The organism is Leisingera sp. M523 (assembly GCF_025141335.1).
Taxonomy (GTDB): Bacteria; Pseudomonadota; Alphaproteobacteria; order Rhodobacterales; family Rhodobacteraceae; genus Leisingera.
This window is the reverse complement of record NZ_CP081036.1, coordinates 865555-883900: the sequence shown is the minus strand read 5'-3', so window position 1 is coordinate 883900 and position 18346 is coordinate 865555. Positions and strand designations below refer to the sequence as shown.

Below are 18346 nucleotides of genomic sequence, written 5' to 3'. Positions count from 1 at the left end.
CCTGATGCGCGGCGCTCCCCCTCAGGCCAGGAAGCGGACGGCAACATCCCCCGACATATAGCTGACCCGGCCGCCCGACAGCGTCGCCGCCACCCGCTGGGTTTCCTTGTTCAGCACCACAATGTCAGCCCTCTTGCCCGTCTCCAACCGCCCGCGGTCGGTCAGTCCCAGCACCTGCGCAGGCCCGTCCGAGACCAGCCGCCAGGCGCTGGCTAAATCCATCAGGCCAGAGCGTTCCAGCATCAGCGCCGCGCGGCGCGGGCTGGGATAGTGATAGTCGGAAGCCAGCGCATCGCACAGCCCCATGGCGATCAGCTCAACGGCGGAGGCATTGCCCTTATGCGAGCCGCCGCGCACCACATTGGGCGAGCCGAGAATGACGGGATCACCTGCCGCCCGCGCGGCCTCTGCCGCCTCAAGCGTTTCCGGAAACTCGGCAATCCGCGCGCCGCGTTCGCGCCAGACAGCGCGGTCTTCGGCGGTTTGGTCGTCATGGCTGCCAAGGCGCACGTCCAGCGCCGCCAGTTCACGGCACAGCGCATCCAGCCTGCCCGGCACCTCATCCCGGCGCGCGTGCATGTCCTTCAGCATCTGCCAGTGAACCTCCGGGTTGCGCCCCGCCTTCAGCGCCTGGCCGGTGAGGCGCGGCGGCTTCCTGCCCTGTGCCAGCCGGTCATGCGGCAGGTGGTCGTTAAACACCACATAAGGCACCTGCCAGTCTGCCACTTTGGCAGCCAGCCCGGCGTACTCCTCCAGCATGTGGATCTCAAACCGCAGCTGCGGCAACAGGTCCGTGACCAGCGAACCGCGCACATCCTTGATACCCTCAAACACCTGACCGGCAAACTCCGGGCCGCGCAGGCCGCCTTCCCAGGAATAGAACTGCGCCATCACAGCGGTGGTGATACCATTGGCGGCCAGCTCCGCCTCCGCCGCGACGACACCTTCGGCCATCTGCTTCATCGCGCCCCGGCGCGGCGCCAAATGGCGCTCAAACCCGTCGCCGTGCAGATCCACGATCCCCGGCAGCACCAGATAGCCTGTCATGTCCGCAACGCGCCCTGCCGCTGTCTCCGATACCAGGCCGCCTTCGATGGCAATTTCGCCGCCGTGCTCCAACCCGCCGGGGCGCAGCACATCACCGCCTTGCAGCGTCAGTTCCAATGTCATTTCTCTGCCTCTGCGCAACCGCCATTCAGCTGGCAAGCCTCAGCGATGATCTCTTCCACCGCCGCCAGCCAGGTCAGCGACGGCTCAAACCGCCCTTCCTCCAGGAAATGCAGCGTCTGCGCCATCACCTGCGGGCTGTTCATCATATAGGTGTGGGTGACCGGCAGCGTCAGATGCGCCGCCATGCCATCCGCCTTGGTGCTCGCGACCGAGACCTTGCCGTCATCCGCCCCCGGTATAAGGGCGGAGAACAGCGGGTTCAGCGTCTCGCTGCCAGCAATCACCCCCAGTTGAAAATCAACCGGCGGCAGTTGTTTCGGCAGGCTCTCCGCCCCGGTGCCAAGCTGCAGGCCCGCAGGGCCGTTCAGCAGGCCGAAAACCTCCCAATCGCCCAGTTCATCCACCAGTTCGCTGCCCTGATTCGGCGGGCCCATCATCACCACCCGGCCCAAGTTCTGCGGATGGTTGCCCTGCAGCCAGTAGCGCAGCAGGATACCGCCCATCGAGTGGGTCACCACATGGGCTGTCTCTTCGCCGCAGGCAGCAAAGGCCTGTGGCAAGGCCTCCTCCGCCAGCACCTGGATGGTCTCCTCGGTGGAGGCATAGCCGGGCCGCACAACGCTGTAGCCGCGCGACTGCAAGACCTCCCCGAGCACCACAAACGACGTCTCGCTGCGGGCCAGCCCGTGCAGCAGGATCACACAATCAGCCGCAGCGGGCAGCGGCAGCAGCGCCGCAGCAGCGGCTATCAGGGATTTCATCGAAATACGCATAGAGACCAGATAAGCGCAAACGGCGGGTGGTGAAAGCCCCTCAGCCGGCCTTGCCCGGCTCCTGCCGCGCGGCCTGCCCCGGCCCGCCCCGCACCACCAGCGCAATCCCCCCCAGCACCGCAACCGAGCCGAACACCAGCCGCAGCCCGACGCTCTCGCCCAGCAGCACCGCCCCCGCAAGGATTGCAATCACCGGCACGCTCAGCTGCACGGTGGCCGCCACCGCGGGCAGCAATTGCGGCAGCACCCGGTACCACAGCGCATACCCAAGCCCCGAGGTCACCGCGCCGGACAAAATTGCCAAAAACACCCCGTACAGGCTCACCACCGTGCCGCCGCCCGCCAGCAGCAGAACCGGCAGCATCATCACGCTGGACCAGGCGAAATTTACCGCCGTGGACACCAGCGGCGCCTGCGCACCGCGACCCAACAGACTGTAGATGCCCCAGCCCAGCCCGCTCGCGGCCATCATCAAAGACGCGGTTAACGGCACTCCGGCGCCATCCGCAGGCCAAACCACATAGGCCAGCCCGAAAAAGGCCGCCACCGCCCCGGCGGTCTGGGCCGGCCCCGGCCGGCTGCCGCGCACAGCCCCCCATAGGAACATGGACATCTGCACCACCCCGAACAGCACCAGCGCCCCCAGTCCTGCATCAAGATCCTGATACGCCAGGGTAAATCCCGCCATATACAGCGTCAGCGCCGCTCCGCCCCACAGGCTGGAAGGACGCAGGATGCGCTCCCGGCTCCAGGTCTCCAGCCGCCGGATCCGGCACAAAGCCGCCAGGATCAGCGCCCCGGACACCAGCCGCCACAGGCCGAAACCCGTGGCATCCATATAGCCGCCGCCAACCGCGGCCCGGCCCAGGATCGAATTTGCGGCAAAGGCCAGCATGGTGAGAGAGACAAGCAGAAACAATCGCATAAGATGCCAGCTACAATGGAGCCGCCTGCCGGGCCAGTGATTTTTCCGTGTCAGCAGCAGCCCGGCGGCAGACACTCTTCCTTCTGGTCAAAAATACTTCCGCCGGAGGCAGGCCCGCCCTGCGGGTCTTCAGCGGCGGTCCTGAACAAAGTCCAGATCCAAATCCGGCAACCGCTCCAGCGGGTAATCCGGATGCAGGGTCCAGATATTGTCGTGATCCAGCTCCAGGGGGCGCAGCGTGCCGCCCGGAAACGCCCGCGTGCGCAGCACCAGCGCAATGTCCGACATCGCGCCGGGATTGTCGCGGAAATAGGAATGGCCCGATCCGCCTGCCCCTTCCACCCGGATGAAATGCACCAGCCCCACCTTCTTCAGCGCGGCCAGTTCACCGGGGGCGAAATCCGATGCATCCAGCCGCCCGAACCGCGCCTCCCGGGTCAGGATCGAGGCAATGGCCAGCGCTTGATCATCCGGGTTGATGTACACATTGACCTGCTCAAAGGCCGCAAAGACCCGTTCGCTCATCAGCCGCTGCCGCACGATGCCCACATCCAAATCCGGCGCCGCCAGCACCAGCGTGCCGGTCTTCAGCGTGATCTTGGGGCGCACGCCCCGCCCGCGCTCGCGGATCACCAGCTCCCGCAGCGCCGTGGCCGCCACATCCGAACCGCGGGAATGGGCAACGATGTCGATATCCTCCACCTCCGGAACCGAGGCCAGCAAATCCAGCGTTTCCTTCAGATGAAAGACCGAAAAATCCCCCGCCTCCCGGTCGCGGAAATACTTGAACAGGCCGGAACTGCCCGCAGGCCAGGAAAACGCCATCGGCACCGAACGCCGCCCGGAGTAATGCCAGATATTGGCCAGGGTGGTCAGCGCCTCATCAAAATCATTGTTGAACCCGTGCACAAACAGCAGAATGCGCCCGCTACCCGCGCGCCGGACCTCAGCCGCCACCGCCTTGCGGAATTCTGCAGCATAGGCGGCATAATCTCTTTCCGCCTGTGTCTCGGTCACCACCCTGCCGCCGCGCCGCTCGGCCGGCAACGGCGTCTTGGAGAAACGGATCCCGTCGCGGAATTCTGTCACTTTCAGCCGCGGCAGCCGCCCGCTTGTATTTGCATGGGTCAGCGCCACCAATTCCGGCCAGTCATCGACCCGTGTGAACTGCACCTCTGCGGTGCCGAAGGCCATCGAATCCGACCGCTCCGCCAGATAGGTGACCGACCCGTCGCCATTCAACCGCTGCGACCGGTTGGTGACATAAAGCAGCCTGGGCACGACCGTGCGCTGCGCCTCTGGAACCCGCTCCGCCTGGTAATTGCGCCCTGTTGAGTAAAGGTTCGGCGGCTTGGCCAGCCGGTCCACCGGCGACACCCCGCAGCCCGCAATCAGCAGCGCCAGTAAGAGCCGGACCACTATCCGCCCTGACAGTATCGCCATCCGCCGGTCCCTCCCTTTTGCGCGCTCCACTTCAGCAATTCTGAAGGCTAGCCCGCAAACATATGTCCGGCCAATGAAAATATCGTGTCAACCGGAGCCGCCCAGGAACGCCTGCGGATAGATCAGCTCCGCCACCGGCACATCATCGCCCCGCCGCAGGATCAGAGTGTATTCCAGCGGATAGGGGCTGCTGAGCTTTTGCGCCCGCTGCAGGCTGAAGCCATAGCGCCCATAGAAGGAGGGCTTGCCCAGCACCACGATAGTTTCGGGCAATCGTTCCTGCACACCAGCAGGAAAGACCTCATAGTAACTCTGCAAATGCTGCAGCATCCGAGAGCCGAACCGCCACGGCCGACGATAGGCCTCTTCCTGCGGCCCGCCTGCCTCCATGTTCGGATTACGCTCGGCCAGCCTGCCCCCCTGCCACTCGGGCAGCACCGCCATCGGCGCCAGACAGGCCCAGTCCGCAGGCGCCTGCATCCGGCTCAGCGCGAAATAGCCGCCGATCCTGCCCTTCCAGGGTGTCTGGAACTCATACAGCATGTCGCCGTCCGCCCGTAGCTGCCGCACCAGCCGCGCTTCGGCATCAGTGGGAAAGGCGGTCAGCAAAACCGCCTCGACCTCATCAAAATGCTCTTCCTTCACCTCGTTCAACGTATCCGGCCCGACAACCACTCCAATCCTCCCGCATTCACCTTTGCACAAATACTCCCGCCGGAGGCAGGCCCGCAAGGCGGGCCTTCTGTACCCGCCAAAACAAAAAGGGGCCGCCCAAAGGCAGCCCCAAATTCTTGCAGTCATAAGCGGTGCAGCTTCCGGCAGCTTGGCCTTAACGGTCAATCGCCTGTCGCCTCATCACAAATCCCGATGGGATCTGTGATTACATCATGCCGCCCATGCCGCCCATGCCGCCCATGTCGGGCATGCCGCCGCCGGCGCCTGCGCCTTCTTTGGCGGGCTTGTCGGCAACCATGGCTTCGGTGGTGATCAGCAGACCGGCAACCGATGCGGCGTCTTCCAGAGCGGTACGCGCCACTTTGGCCGGATCGATCACACCAAAGGCAAACATGTCGCCGTATTCTTCGGTCTGAGCGTTGAAGCCAAAGTTCTTGTCGGAGCTTTCGCGGACCTTGCCGGCCACAACAGCACCGTCAACACCGGCGTTTTCGGCGATCTGGCGCAGCGGCGCCTCAATCGCTTTGCGCACGATCACGATACCGGCGTTCTGGTCGGCGTTGGCGCCTTCCAGGCCTTCCAGCGCCTTGCCGGCCTGAACCAGAGCAACACCGCCGCCGACGATCACGCCTTCCTGCACAGCTGCGCGGGTTGCGTTCAGAGCATCGTCCACACGGTCTTTGCGCTCTTTCACTTCGACTTCGGTCATGCCGCCGACGCGGATCACGGCAACACCGCCTGCCAGTTTGGCAACGCGTTCCTGCAGTTTCTCACGGTCGTAGTCAGATGTGGTTTCTTCGATCTGAGCGCGGATCTGGCCAACGCGGGCTTCGATCTCGGCTTTCTGGCCTGCACCGTCGACGATGGTGGTTTCGTCTTTGGTGATTTCGATCTTCTTGGCCGAACCCAGCATGTCCATGGTCACGGACTCAAGCTTCATGCCCAGATCTTCGGAGATCACCTGGCCGCCGGTCAGGATTGCGATGTCCTGCAGCATGGCCTTGCGGCGGTCGCCGAAGCCCGGTGCCTTGACAGCAGCAATTTTCAGGCCGCCGCGCAGCTTGTTGACAACCAGGGTTGCCAGCGCTTCGCCTTCGACGTCTTCTGCAATGATCAGCAGCGGCTTCTGCGACTGGATCACCTGCTCCAGCAGCGGCACCATGGCCTGCAGCGAGGACAGTTTCTTTTCGTGCAGCAGGATCATGCAGTCTTCGAGATCTGCAATCATCTTGTCGGCGTTGGTCACGAAATAGGGCGACAGGTAGCCGCGGTCGAACTGCATGCCTTCGACAACAGTGGTCTCGGTTTCCAGACCCTTGTTTTCTTCGACAGTGATCACGCCTTCGTTGCCGACTTTCTGCATCGCGTCAGCAATCTGCTGGCCGATTTCAGCTTCGCCGTTGGCAGAGATGGTGCCGACCTGGGCAACTTCAGCGGAGTCTTTGACTTCGCGGGCCATCTCTTTGATGCCGGCAACAACGGTCGAGGTCGCCAGGTCGATGCCGCGCTTCAGGTCCATCGGGTTCAGGCCCGCTGCAACCTGCTTCAGGCCTTCTTTGACGATGGCCTGGGCCAGCACGGTGGCGGTGGTGGTGCCGTCGCCGGCTTCGTCGTTGGTGCGGGAAGCAACTTCCTTCACCATCTGGGCGCCCATGTTCTCGAACTTGTCTTCAAGTTCGATTTCCTTGGCAACCGACACACCGTCTTTGGTGATGCGCGGCGCGCCAAAGGATTTGTCCAGAACCACGTTGCGGCCTTTGGGGCCCAGGGTCACTTTCACGGCGTCAGCCAGAATGTTGACACCGTTCAGCATGCGGTTGCGTGCGTCGGTTGCGAATTTGACGTCCTTAGCAGACATATTTCATTCTCCTCGAGAATTTCTGTTTGGCAGCGATAATAGGGGGTCAGAGAAGCCGGGCGGCTTACTCGATGATCCCCATGATGTCGCTTTCTTTCATCATCAGCAGCTCTTCGCCGTCGACGGTGACCTCGGTGCCGGACCACTTGCCGAACAGGATCTTGTCGCCAGCCGAAACAGCCATCGCAATCAGCTCGCCGCTGTCCTTGCGCGCGCCTTCGCCGGTCGAGACGACTTGGCCTTCGCTCGGCTTTTCTTTTGCGCTTTCGGGGATGATCAGACCGCCCGCGGTTTTTTCTTCGCTTTCGGTGCGACGCACCAGTACGCGGTCATGAAGCGGTTTCAATGCCATCTTTGCAGCTCCTTAAAGGCTCAAAGGTTGTTATCCTTTGCCCCGCTCCCTGGCAGGGCAGTTATCACTCACATCTGCTGAGTGCTAACGAGGGGAAGCTAGGAATGCCCCCCTCCCTTGTCAACACGGAATCGGCAAAAAAATGAGGGCGCCGGCGCGCCCTCTGCTGTCTTCGGAAATTCCGCTTAAGCCGCCTTGTCTTTCAAATGCGCAAAGCTGTCCTTGAAGCGGCTGAACTTATGCGCGCCGCAGGTCACCGGCTGATACCGTGCCGGGTTTTCCGCGCTGACGCAGCTGTCCAGCGGCTGGATCACGGCATCTGCATCCGCATCAATGAAGAACGGGATCGAATAGCGCTCCCGCCCCGAGGCATTCACCACCCGGTGCAGGTTCGCGAGATACAGATCATTGGTCAGCCGCTGGATCAGATCGCCGATGTTGATCACAAAAGTCCCGGCGATCGGCGGACCTTCGACCCAATCCCCATCACGGTTCATCACCTGCAACCCGCCCACGTCATCCTGCGCCAGAATTGTCAGGCTGCCGTAGTCTGTATGGGCGCCGATGCCCATCACGCTCTCATCAATCTGCCCCTCTTGCGGCGGGTAATGCAGCAACCGTTGGATGGTGATCGGGTCCTGCATCCTGGGCGCAAAGAAATCCGCCTTCAGATCCAGGCTGACCGCAATTGCCCGCATCAGCCGTTCTGCCAGGCCTTTCATCTCCTGATGGTAGCCATAGACCGCCCATTCGAATGCAGGCCGCGCCGCCGGCCACAGGTTGGCGCCGAAAAACGGCGCGGTACCGCCGGGGCATTCCGGCCCGATGTCAAAGCATTCCTTCAGATCCTTGGTCTTCTTGGGGTCGGTGTTTTCGCCGAAGATCTCGATGTAGCCGCGCAACGCCAGCCCGGATTTGGAGATATGCAGGTCCATTTTGTCCGCCAGCGGCAGATCAAAGAACGCCCGTGTCTCATCAAAGGCGCCGTTCACCACTGCCTCGGGTACCCCGTGGTTCCTGACGTAAAAAAATCCTGCATTGGTCAGCGCCCAGCGGATTTCCTTGGCCACCTCGAACAGGCTGCCGCCGCTGTTCAGCGCGCTGATGTCGATCACCGGGATCTTGTCGAAGGATTGCCGCTGCGCCCGCAGCCGGTCCTGCAGCCGGTCGATGTCCTGATGTGCCATTGCTGTCTCCCCCTCATGCAAAGCTGGGCCTGTCATCGGCCTAGAGGCGCGCAGGCTCAACAGGGAAAAATCACAACTGAGTTGACCTCAATTCATCTGAACCGCGTAACAAGCGATGCAATAAAGGCGGTATTAGGCTTAGATGCGAGGATAGAATTCACCTTGATGACTCTTTCGGCGCCTCATCCTCCCAGCTGCCGGCCCAATGCACCAGTCCCGCACGGCCCGCATCCGTCAGCTGATAGATGCCGGTCGCCACCCGCTCGAACCAGCCGTAATGGTTGCTGGCCATCAATTGCGTCGCGCGCGCAACACCGGTGGCTTTGGCAACAACGGCCCCCTTGCAGGCGCCCGCATCGGCCAGATGCGCCGCACAGGCGAGCGCATCCTGGCGGTAGGCCGTAACTATGCCATGCCGGGTGGCGCCGCCCGCATTGGGATCGCCGCGCAATGTCTGAAACTCGCGCAAAAGCCGCGCCTGCTTCTTCTTCGACTTTCGCGGGGCATAAGGGCCGGGGTCGCAATGCACCTCGGCCCGGCCGTCCGCCAGTACCGTGATCAGCCCCAGTCCCAGCCGCCGGCACAGCGCCAGATTGTCCTTCATCATCCGCCGCGCCTGCCGCCCTCCGGGCCGCGGCACCGCGATATAGACAAGGTCGCTGACCGCCAGCCGGGCCACCGCCTGGTGAAACAGCGACAGCGAAAACTTCAGCTTCAGTTCGACAATCACCATTGGCTCCGCGCCGCGGACACCCACCACATCGGCGGCGCCCACCTCACCCTTCACCTCATAGCCCTGCCCTTCCAGCAGCGCCTTTACCGGCGCATACAGCTGATCCTCGCGTTCCATCGCCCATGACTGGCAGGTCGCGCTGCCGATGGCAATCCGCGGCACGAATTTGCGGCCCAGACGCAGGGTTTTGCATTGCCGCCCCCGGCGCCGCACCCTAGGGTCATACATCCAGGCTGCTGTTCCGGAACCGGTGAGAGGGCTTAGAATGAAACCGATAGCACTTGCACGCGCCCTGGCAGTTGGGCTGGTACTTGGCCTGGCCCTGCAGGCCCCTGCCGCCATGGCCGCCTGCCGCGGCATCGACTACCGCGACCATCTGCCCGCCGCCACCGAGGCACGGCTGGAGCGCGAGATGGCCGCCACCCCGTATTCGCGCGGCAACCACTGGGTCGCCACCAAGGGGAACCGCACCATACATGTGATCGGCACTATGCATGGCGGCGATGCCCGCATGGCCAAGGTGATGCGCACCCTGCGCCCGGTGCTGGCGCAAGCAGGCGCCATTTATCTGGAAACCTCCGACTCCGATCTGGAACGCCTGGACCGGATGCCTGATGAGCTGGCCCGCAGTTTCCTGCTGCCTAAAGGCCAGGAATTGCGGCACCTGCTGCCCCGCGACGCTTGGGAGCGGTTCCAGCTGACGGCCCAGGTGACCGGCGTCAATCCAGAGACCATGAACCGGATGCAGCCCTGGGCGATTTCTATGTTTGTGGTGCAAAGCGGCTGCCGCCCCTACGGTTTTGGCCTGCGGCGCGGGCTGGATGACCGGATATCCGATTTTGCCCGGCGCAAACGGATCCCGCTGGGGGCGCTGGAAACCCCGGAACAGGCGCTGGCAGCAATTGCCAGCCTGCCGCTCAGCGATCAGGCCCGGATGCTGGCGCTGGAACTGGAACTGGTGCAATCCGGCAAGCCCGAGGATGCCACCCCGGTTGAAGCCTATTTCGACCAAAGTGTCTGGACTTCCTTTGTCCTCGCCCCCTGGATCAGTGCCCAGTACAGCAGCTTCTCCGGCGCCGAAACCGCGCGGCTATGGCGGCAGTACAACCGCCGCCTGCTGGATCAGCGCAACCAACGCTGGATGACACCCATCCTGGCCGCCCGGCAGGACCGGATTGCCGTCGCCGTCGGGGCTGCCCATCTGCCCGGCAAAAACGGTGTTCTGAACCTGCTGAAAGCCAAGGGCTTCAGCCTCGCTCCGGCGCCGTGGTAAGGCGGCTCCCGCCCGCACTCAGATCTTAGGACCCTCCCGTTATGCGGCTTTTCCTTTGCCTGTTCTTCCTCTTGCTGCCCGCCTCATTGTGGGCGGCCTGCACCGGCACCGACCTGCGCACCGCCCTCGCCGCACCGGACCGCGCCCGCATCGAGGCGCGCACCGCCGCTGTGCCCTTTGCCGAAGGCAACCACTGGATCGCCCGGCGCGGCACCCGCACGCTGCATGTGATCGGCACCCTGCACATCAACGATCCGCGGATGGAGGCCATCACCGCCCGGCTGGCCCCCTTGGTACGCCAGGCAGACCTTCTGCTGATGGAGGCCAGCCCCGCCGACAAGACGGCGTTCGAGGCCGAACTGGGCCGCACGCCCTCGCTGATGCTGATCACCGACGGCCCCAGCCTGATCGACCGCCTGCCCGCCGATGAGTGGGAGGCCCTGGCCGCCAAGGTCCGCAGCCATGGCATGGCCCCCTGGATGGCAGCCAAGATGCGGCCCTGGTTCCTGGCGATGGCAATGTCATTCCCGCCCTGCCTGCGCCAGGACAAGGACATCAAACGGGGCCTTGATGTACGGCTCAGCAAGCTGGCCGAAGACGCCGGTGTTGCCCTGCAGTCGCTCGAAGATCCGATGAGCGTTATCCGGATGATGGACGCCGATCCGCTGGAAGAGCAGGTCCGTCAGCTGCGCGCCTTTACCGCCATGATGGGCGGCGGCCAGGACAGTTTCATCACCACGGTTGAGGCCTATTTCGACCAGCAAGCGCTGAGCGCGCTTTTCCTGAGCGAATGGGACTTCCTGCAAAGCGGCGCCCTGACCAGGGCAGAGCGCGAAACCCTGTGGGCAGAGGCGATGGACGGGCTGCTCGACCAGCGCAACCGCAACTGGATCCCGGTGATCGAAGCGGCCAGGGGCGACCGCATCGTGGTGGCCGCCGGCGCCTTGCATCTGCCAGGCAGGGCCGGCCTGCTGAACCTTCTGCGGCAAGAGGGCTACAGGCTGGAACGCGCCCCGTTCTAGGCACAACGCCGCATTGCAGCGGCTGCGGGGTGACAAGCCTGCGCGCCAGCCCTATAAGGCGCGCAAATCTCCCTTCGGACCTCTTGAGTGAACAGGACTGCCCCATGACCATCCAAGTTTTCGGCCATAAATCCCCCGACACCGATTCCACCGGTTCCCCGATCATCTGGGCCTGGTATCTGAACGAGGTAAAGGGTGCCGCAGCCGAGCCCAAACTGCTGGGCGAACCGAACACCGAAGCGGCCTTCATGCTGCAGCGCTGGGGTTTCGAGAAGCCCGCGATCATCGCCGACGTGGCCGATGACGCGGCTGTGGTCATTGTTGACACCAACAACCCCGCCGAGCTGCCTGCCAATATCAACGGCGCCGATGTGCAAGCGATCATCGACCACCACAAGCTGGTCGGCGGCCTGGAAACCAAAGGCCCGATCGACATCACCATCCGTCCGCTGGCCTGCACCGCCACCATCATGCACGACCTGATGGGCGATGACGCCGCCAAGATGCCGGACGCGATCAAGGGTGCAGCGCTGACCTGCATCCTGTCCGACACGCTGGAATTCCGCTCGCCGACCACCACCGCGCATGACAAGGCCGTGGCCGAAAAGCTGGCCGCCGATCTGAACATCAATATCGCGGACTACGCCGCTGAAATGTTTGCCGCCAAATCCGACGTCTCTTCTTTCTCGGACGCGGAACTGCTCCGCATGGACTCCAAGGAATACGCCGTCGAGGGCACCAAATTCCGCGTCTCCGTGCTGGAAACCACCGCGCCGGGCGTGGTGCTGGACCGCAAGGCCTCGCTGATGGAGACCATGACCTCCGTCGCGGCAGAGGACGGTGTTGACCAGGTGCTGCTGTTCGTCGTGGACATCCTGAACGAGGAAGCCACCCTTCTGGTGCCGAACGATCTGGTGAAGACCGTGGCCGCCAAAAGCTTTGGCGCCGATGCGGCAGGCGACACCGTGGTGCTGCCGGGCATCATGTCGCGCAAAAAGCAGATCATCCCGAACCTGAAAGTCTAAGCGCCGCTGCCGGCCCGGACCGCAAAAGGCGCCCCGTAGGGCCCAGCCCCTGACGGTAAATGTTGAAAAAAAGACCTCGGTTGGCCACAAAATGGCCAATCTACCTCTTAGAAACTCTCTTGAACGTCTCCTTGGGGGATTTTGGAGGGTTTCCACATGAACGACCTCTCGAAGATATCTTCGAGAGACCTCGGCCTTGAGCGCCGGCTGCCTCTCCCCTTCGAGGGTGTTGATGTCAATTTCCGCCGGAACCCGCAGTGCTCAGGGCTGGGACTTTCTCCAGATCCATACAAGCGGCCTTTGGGTAGCCCAGCGGCACCGCCCGGAGAAATTCGCGGCGTAGTGGCCGGCAGTCGCCACAGTGAGTTTTTCACCTGTTCGACATGCAGCACCAATCACCGCCTGAAAAACAACAAGGCGATTACCGAATAACAAAACAGAATCAAGGATTTGCAACGGGTCTATCCGATTGCACCGGGGTGCAGGAATCCTGAGTGCGAGAATCTGGGGTAATCGCTGGCGGTGCACCCGGATCAATACCGCAGCTTCGGAAAGACCGCTGGCGGCGACCCCAGATACCAATGCAAATGCTGCAAGAAAACCTTTTCCATCGGCCGGGCAACGAGACGCCAGAAGCGCAGTGACAAGAACCCTCTTCACTATCGCATGATGGTCAAGGGGGGGCCATTCCTGAAGATGTGTTCCATCGCTCAGATGTCGTATCACGACATCTACCGGAAGATCGACTTCATCTACGACCAAGTCCGCGCCTTCCGGGCTGAGCGTGAGGCCTTCGGTGGCATCGACTGGATGAAAGCCAGTTCGCGTTTCGCAACAGACTCCCAGTCGCTCAAGATGAATCGGCCCACCCAACGGGAGCGCACCCAGATCATCGTTCAGCATCTCTGGACCGCCCATGCCCGAAGCGGATACATCATGGAGGCCGCCCTGCAATCTGACGACAAAGCCAGTCATGACAAGGTCGAAGCCCAGATGGTATTGGCCGGCGAGGACCTGCTGTCAAAGTGCTTCCGGGAACATGGCAGGCTTTGGTCCAAGACCGAGTTCGAGGATTACATTTCGAAGCTCCAGAAGCAGAAGCGGATCAAGGAAGAAGAACTCTTCCAGCTCCCGCACAGCGGGGCTTTGGTGCGCTACGACATCATGCAGTTTGCACATGCCTTCCGCCTTCGAGACATGTTCGGAGACGCAGAGGGCAAGTTCGTGTTCGTGACGGATGGTGATGCCGGGCTGAAGGCTGCGTTCTGTGCGGTGATGGCGGATTTGATCAAGCAGGACAGGGCTGACATCGCCCTGGTGTTCTTCAACAAGAAGATGAACAACGACCTTCGGAATGCCGCATGGTCAACCGGGCGCAGCATTCTGGCTGGTTAGACGGGCCTGAGCGTCTCGCAGATCAACAAGCTCTCCGATGAGGACTATGCCGACCTGGTGGACGCCGAGATTGCTGCTTCAATCAACGGCCAGGATCTCAGGATGGGATTCCATTGGCCATACCACACCAAATCAGAGCCAGACCGACACATAGAGCTCCTCACAGACCTTCCTGGGCGGAACTATAGAGCAACCGCCCGGCTGCTTCGTTTGGCCACTCTGCGCAGCGTGGATTCCTACTTCAACAAGTTCCGGAGCAACCTCCGGTTCGCAACCAGGCCGCAGGTCTAGGAAACCAACACCCGAAAGGCCTGGAACAAGTATTATCTCTACAAACCCGAGATCATGGTGAAGCTCACCGAGATCTGCCGCTTCCGCCACAACGGGGTTGGTACCCCCCCCCGTTTTTGCGGGGGCATGGTCGTAGAATTTACGCGGCCATCTTCAGTTTCTGTGCAGGCGTCATCCCGCCGTTGCCCATGTTGGGGCGTTCATGGTTGTAGGACCAGAGCCACTCGGTGGCAATCTGCTGGACCTCCTCGATACTTTCGAAAATGTCCAAGTCCAGCCATTCGTGCCTGACCGTCCGGTTGTTGCGCTCGACATAGGCGTTCTGCTGAGGCTTTCCGGGCTGGGTATATGCCAAGGCAATGCCCCGGTTCCCGGCCCGTTCCATGAGGGTGCCGCTGACGTATTCCGGGCCGTTGTCGACTCGAATTGTTGCAGGGGCACCACGCCATTCGATGATCTGGTTAGGGCTCGAACAACCCGTTCCGCAGGCAGTGAGAAGCCGATCTCAATGCCCAGTCCTTCGCGGTTGAAGTCGTCCAGAACGTTCAGCAGCCGGAATTGCCGTCCAACCCCCAGCCTGTCGGCCATGAAGTCCCCTATCGGCGATGCTGGCATCGCCTGCCGGGCAGGGATCGACCAGACCTCGGGACCTCAGGCACAGCCAGTTCGTCCGGCTTTTCCCGCTTCAGACGCTTGCGCGGCGTTCGCCAATGGGCTTGAACCAATGGCGCCTCAATGGCTCACTCCGCAGGTTCAGCTCCAGCTCGCGGCAGATCCGGTAAATCCGCTTGTGGATCCACCTATGACCCTGCACGTTGCGCAGATACAGGAAACACAGGCCAAAGCCCCAGGTCTTCCTTGCCGCCGTCAGGCCGAGGAGCAGGTCGGCGATTTGCTCGTTCTCCCCGTCCAGCTTCGGGCTGTACCGGTAGCATGTCTCACTGACATCGAATGCCCGGCAGGCCAGCGCTATGCTGACGCCCTTCATCGCCACCGCCTTCACAGCCAACTCCCGGCGCTGACCCTCTCGGGACATTGCTGCGCAATGCCCTGCCGGGCAGTGGGTGGCCGGATCATTTTTTCCGAGCGCCTCCTTCAGGAGATCGTTCTGCATGCTGACGTCAGCGTGCATGCGCTTCAGCCGCCGGTTCTCCTCGGCCAGCGCCGCTCGCCATTGCCCTCGGACCAATGGCGGACAATAGCTCGCTCTCACTTATGAGACTGGCGTCCATGCCGCCATACTTCGCCCGCCACTTGTACAGCGTGGCGCCGGTTCGGCGGGGAATTGATCCACTGGATCAATTCCGTTTCCGCCTCACTCCCGTGCTCACGGCACAGCTCGGCGGCAGGCACACCGCCCTCCATTTGGCGCAGCACACCCAAGATCCGGGCTTCTGTGAAACGTGTCTTCTTCATCGGAAGCCCCTCGTTCACCCTGCCGAGAAAATTCTACTTCCGCATCCCCTTAAGATCGGGGGGATGACCCCGGTTGGATACGGTTCAAAAGAAACGCCCGCGATGAAGCTCGGGCTTGCTCGCGGGCGCATCTATGAAAGGGACTTTTTGTAAGCCTGTATCAGCGTTACTTGGGGAGGTTTTTGTAGTTCCGAACCTCGATCCAAGCGATGTCGTCAAACCGGAAAAAAGTATCCATCGCCCAGTTTCATAAGCAGGGACCGATTTCCCTTTTACTTCGACATGGAGGACTTTCTCGTCCCGGTGAAAGCAAACGCTCTCACAGAGAAACATATACTCAGCTCCCTGAGCTCTGGCATGACCTTTCTCCGAAAGCCCCCATAGCTGAAAACACAGATAAGGGAAGAACCCTTCGCATGTAGGGACTTCCCCATTTGCCGGCCAATCTTCAAGAACTGCATCAAACCGATTCATCACAACCTTCTATTGTGCAGGCCCAGGAAATTGGTTCAAGGAATAGAATGAAAAATGATCCCGCCATCGAAATAGCGGGATCAACATTTTCCGTCAGGGGCTGGCCCGCAGGGCGCCTTTTTTCATTGCGGCAGGACCCTCTCCGGCTGCGGTGCCCCGTCGAAACGGCGCTGCCACCACTCACTCCTTTACCTGCGCACCTGCCGGAAACAGCGGCCTGTCCTTAAACAGCGGCCCAACCTTTGCGCAACTTCGGTCCCGCTGTAACTCCGGCCCTGGCGGGCGGGCACTCAATACATGGCGCCGGCGGCCCAAAGGCAGCGGCCGCGGCGGAGCCTGGACCGGGTTCAGGCAGATTGCGCCTGAGACGCGTCCCCGGCCGGGGGCCAAGCCTCGCTGCCGTCGTTAAAGTCTTCCCAGCGCGCACCGTCAATGCCGGTGTCCTTGGCTTCCCATACCGGCTGCGGCGGATCCGCTGGCGCCCGTTCCACGGCAGCAGGCTGATCCGCCGGGCGAGCCGGTTGCGCCGCCGGCGGGCCGTCGCGCAGGACAAACTGGCCGACCACCTGATTCAGCCCCACGGTCTCATTGTTCATGGCGCGGATCGCGGATCCGGATTCCTCAACCATGGAGGCATTCTGCTGCGTCACCGAATCCAGCTGGGAAACGCCGATGTTGATCTCGTTCAGCCCCTGCGCCTGTTCGGCGGACTCGCTGGAGATACCAGACACCAGATCGGCAATATTGGTCACCTGGCTGACGACGGTCGTCAGCGCCTTGCCCGCGCCGTCCACCTTTTGCACCCCGTCCTTCACATGCGCCGTGCTGGCGCCGATCAGCGTCTTGATTTCATTGGCCGCGTCCGAGGACCGCTGCGCCAGCGCCCGCACTTCGGAGGCAACCACCGCAAAGCCGCGCCCGACCTCGCCTGCCCGCGCGGCCTCAACCCCGGCGTTCAGCGCCAGCAGGTTGGTCTGGAAGGCAATGTCGTCAATCACGCCGATGATCTGCGAGATCTGGATGGACGAGTTTTCAATCTCGTTCATAGCGGCAATTGCACCTTCGACCACACGGCCGCTGTGTTCGACATCCGCACGCGCGGTTTCCACCGCGGATTGCACCTCCTGCGCGTTGCGCGCCGATGAATTGACACTCGCGGTCATTTCTTCCAGCGCTGCTGCGGTTTCTTCCAGTGTGGCAGCCTGGCTTTCAGTGCGGCCCGACAGATCCTCAGAGGCGGTCTGGATTTCATTGGACTGCCGCTGAATGCGCGCGCCAGCCCGGACCACGTCGGCCATCAGCTCATTCAGCTTGTCGACGGTTTCATTAAAGTTCACCCGCAGCGGATCGTAATCAGCGCTGAACTGTTCAGAAATCCGGTCGCTGAGATCGCCCTCGGACAACCGTTTAAGACCGCTGCGCAACCGGTCGATGACCTTTTCGCTTTCCTCACGCAGGGCGTTCTGCTCGTCCAGCGCGGAAATAACCCGGCCCGACACCGCATCGATGTCCTTGGCAATTTCGCCGAAGTCATCGGCGCGCATCCGGTCAGCAACCTTAAGCCCCAGATCGCCCTCGGCCACTTCCCGCAGAGCCCCGCGCAGCCGGGCAATCGGGCGCACAATCGTCAGGGTGACTTGCCGCGCGTTGCGAGCAATCACCAGCAGTGCCGCCACTGAGAACCCGATCAGCATATACAGCAGCTGCATGTCATGTGCCCGCGCCTGCTGCGCAGTCTGCTCAGCAAACGCTTTTATCTCTTTACCCAGCGGCGCCAGCAGCCGGTTGAGAGCCTCATACTGCTCTTGCAGCGGCGGCAGCGCGGCCTCAGCGGCGGCTTGATCCGTATAGGCCAGCCCTTCAACAGCTTGAGCCGCCTGGATGAAAGTCTCTGCCGCCGGAGCAAGCTCTGCCACTTTCTGGCGGATTGCATCGGACATTTCGACCTTTTGCAAGGCCGCGACTGCATCCCGGAGGCTCTGGATGTCGCGGGCAAGCTTGGCCTGCAAATGCTCCTTTTTGGCGGCGGGCCCGTCCGGTCCGACCAGCAGGGCGTGGACCGCGCCGGCCTCAATCGCATCGTGCATCTTGTCGGCCATCAGCTCATGGCGGATGACCGCCGTGGCATTGATTTGCCGTTCCAGTTCAAGCTCGCTTTGCCACAGGCTGTAGACGGACATCGCCGCAAGCACCAGGACTGAAACAGTGGAAACCACACCGGAAATGACCAGCCGTGTTTTTATCGGAAGATTACGGAACATCGCTAACACACCATTGAGTTGCTTTCCATTCACCCTATGAGAGAGTCGTTAAAAAAGCCTTGGACACTCAGCA

At 62.1% G+C, this 18346-nt stretch carries 15 protein-coding genes and 1 pseudogene; 5 read left to right on the top strand and 11 right to left on the bottom strand.

Going from position 1 to position 18346, the window contains the following annotated elements; genetic code table 11:
* Positions 1-21: 21 nt before the first annotated feature.
* The 9 genes from K3557_RS04155 to K3557_RS04115 form a co-directional block, all read right to left on the bottom strand.
* Entirely contained in the window at positions 22-1170 is a 1149-nt protein-coding gene (locus K3557_RS04155) for an alpha-D-ribose 1-methylphosphonate 5-triphosphate diphosphatase (RefSeq protein ID WP_259997850.1), read from the bottom strand.
* Positions 1167-1943: an alpha/beta fold hydrolase gene (locus K3557_RS04150; protein ID WP_259990886.1), complete on the bottom strand. Its 777-nt coding sequence runs from the start codon at positions 1941-1943 to the stop codon at positions 1167-1169. Before K3557_RS04150 ends, K3557_RS04155 begins: the two co-directional genes overlap by 4 nt.
* Positions 1944-1983: 40 nt before the next feature.
* Positions 1984-2868 (bottom strand): DMT family transporter, encoded by an 885-nt coding sequence (locus K3557_RS04145; RefSeq protein WP_259997849.1) that lies wholly within the window; start codon positions 2866-2868, stop codon positions 1984-1986.
* Between the two features lie 129 nt (positions 2869-2997).
* Positions 2998-4311, bottom strand: a complete 1314-nt coding sequence (locus K3557_RS04140) for an alpha/beta hydrolase (protein ID WP_259997847.1) — start codon at positions 4309-4311, stop codon at positions 2998-3000.
* 87 nt (positions 4312-4398) lie between these two features.
* Positions 4399-4986 (bottom strand): GNAT family N-acetyltransferase, encoded by a 588-nt coding sequence (locus tag K3557_RS04135; RefSeq protein ID WP_259997845.1) that lies wholly within the window; start codon positions 4984-4986, stop codon positions 4399-4401.
* 205 nt (positions 4987-5191) lie between these two features.
* A complete protein-coding gene (gene groL / locus K3557_RS04130) occupies positions 5192-6844 on the bottom strand; it encodes a chaperonin GroEL (protein ID WP_259990879.1) in 1653 nt (550 codons plus the stop codon).
* A gap of 64 nt (positions 6845-6908) precedes the next feature.
* Positions 6909-7196, bottom strand: coding sequence for a co-chaperone GroES (locus K3557_RS04125; RefSeq protein ID WP_027258120.1), 288 nt, complete (start codon positions 7194-7196; stop codon positions 6909-6911).
* Between the two features lie 185 nt (positions 7197-7381).
* The gene (locus K3557_RS04120; RefSeq protein WP_259997843.1) at positions 7382-8383 is read right to left on the bottom strand and encodes an isopenicillin N synthase family oxygenase; all 1002 of its coding nucleotides are present in this window, start codon (positions 8381-8383) and stop codon (positions 7382-7384) included.
* 157 nt (positions 8384-8540) lie between these two features.
* Positions 8541-9233: a DUF2161 domain-containing phosphodiesterase gene (locus tag K3557_RS04115; protein ID WP_259999545.1), complete on the bottom strand. Its 693-nt coding sequence runs from the start codon at positions 9231-9233 to the stop codon at positions 8541-8543.
* A 148-nt stretch (positions 9234-9381) separates the two neighbouring features.
* Here K3557_RS04115 and K3557_RS04110 point away from each other — a divergent pair, with 148 nt between their 5' ends.
* The 5 genes from K3557_RS04110 (at position 9382) to K3557_RS04090 (ending at position 13831) form a co-directional block, all read left to right on the top strand.
* On the top strand, positions 9382-10389 hold the full coding sequence (locus K3557_RS04110; RefSeq protein ID WP_259997842.1) for a TraB/GumN family protein: 1008 nt from the start codon (positions 9382-9384) through the stop codon (positions 10387-10389).
* Between the two features lie 41 nt (positions 10390-10430).
* The gene (locus K3557_RS04105; RefSeq protein WP_259997841.1) at positions 10431-11411 is read left to right on the top strand and encodes a TraB/GumN family protein; all 981 of its coding nucleotides are present in this window, start codon (positions 10431-10433) and stop codon (positions 11409-11411) included.
* A gap of 104 nt (positions 11412-11515) precedes the next feature.
* A complete protein-coding gene (locus K3557_RS04100) occupies positions 11516-12436 on the top strand; it encodes a manganese-dependent inorganic pyrophosphatase (RefSeq protein WP_259997840.1) in 921 nt (306 codons plus the stop codon).
* 156 nt (positions 12437-12592) lie between these two features.
* Complete coding sequence (locus K3557_RS04095) at positions 12593-12868, top strand: hypothetical protein (RefSeq protein ID WP_259997839.1); 276 nt, start codon at positions 12593-12595, stop codon at positions 12866-12868.
* A gap of 234 nt (positions 12869-13102) precedes the next feature.
* Complete coding sequence (locus tag K3557_RS04090; protein WP_259997838.1) at positions 13103-13831, top strand: hypothetical protein; 729 nt, start codon at positions 13103-13105, stop codon at positions 13829-13831.
* Between the two features lie 430 nt (positions 13832-14261).
* Here K3557_RS04090 and K3557_RS04085 read toward each other — a convergent pair.
* Positions 14262-15538, bottom strand: a pseudogene (locus K3557_RS04085) (IS3 family transposase).
* A gap of 821 nt (positions 15539-16359) precedes the next feature.
* Complete coding sequence (locus K3557_RS04080; protein ID WP_259997837.1) at positions 16360-18273, bottom strand: methyl-accepting chemotaxis protein; 1914 nt, start codon at positions 18271-18273, stop codon at positions 16360-16362.
* Positions 18274-18346 lie beyond the last annotated feature (73 nt).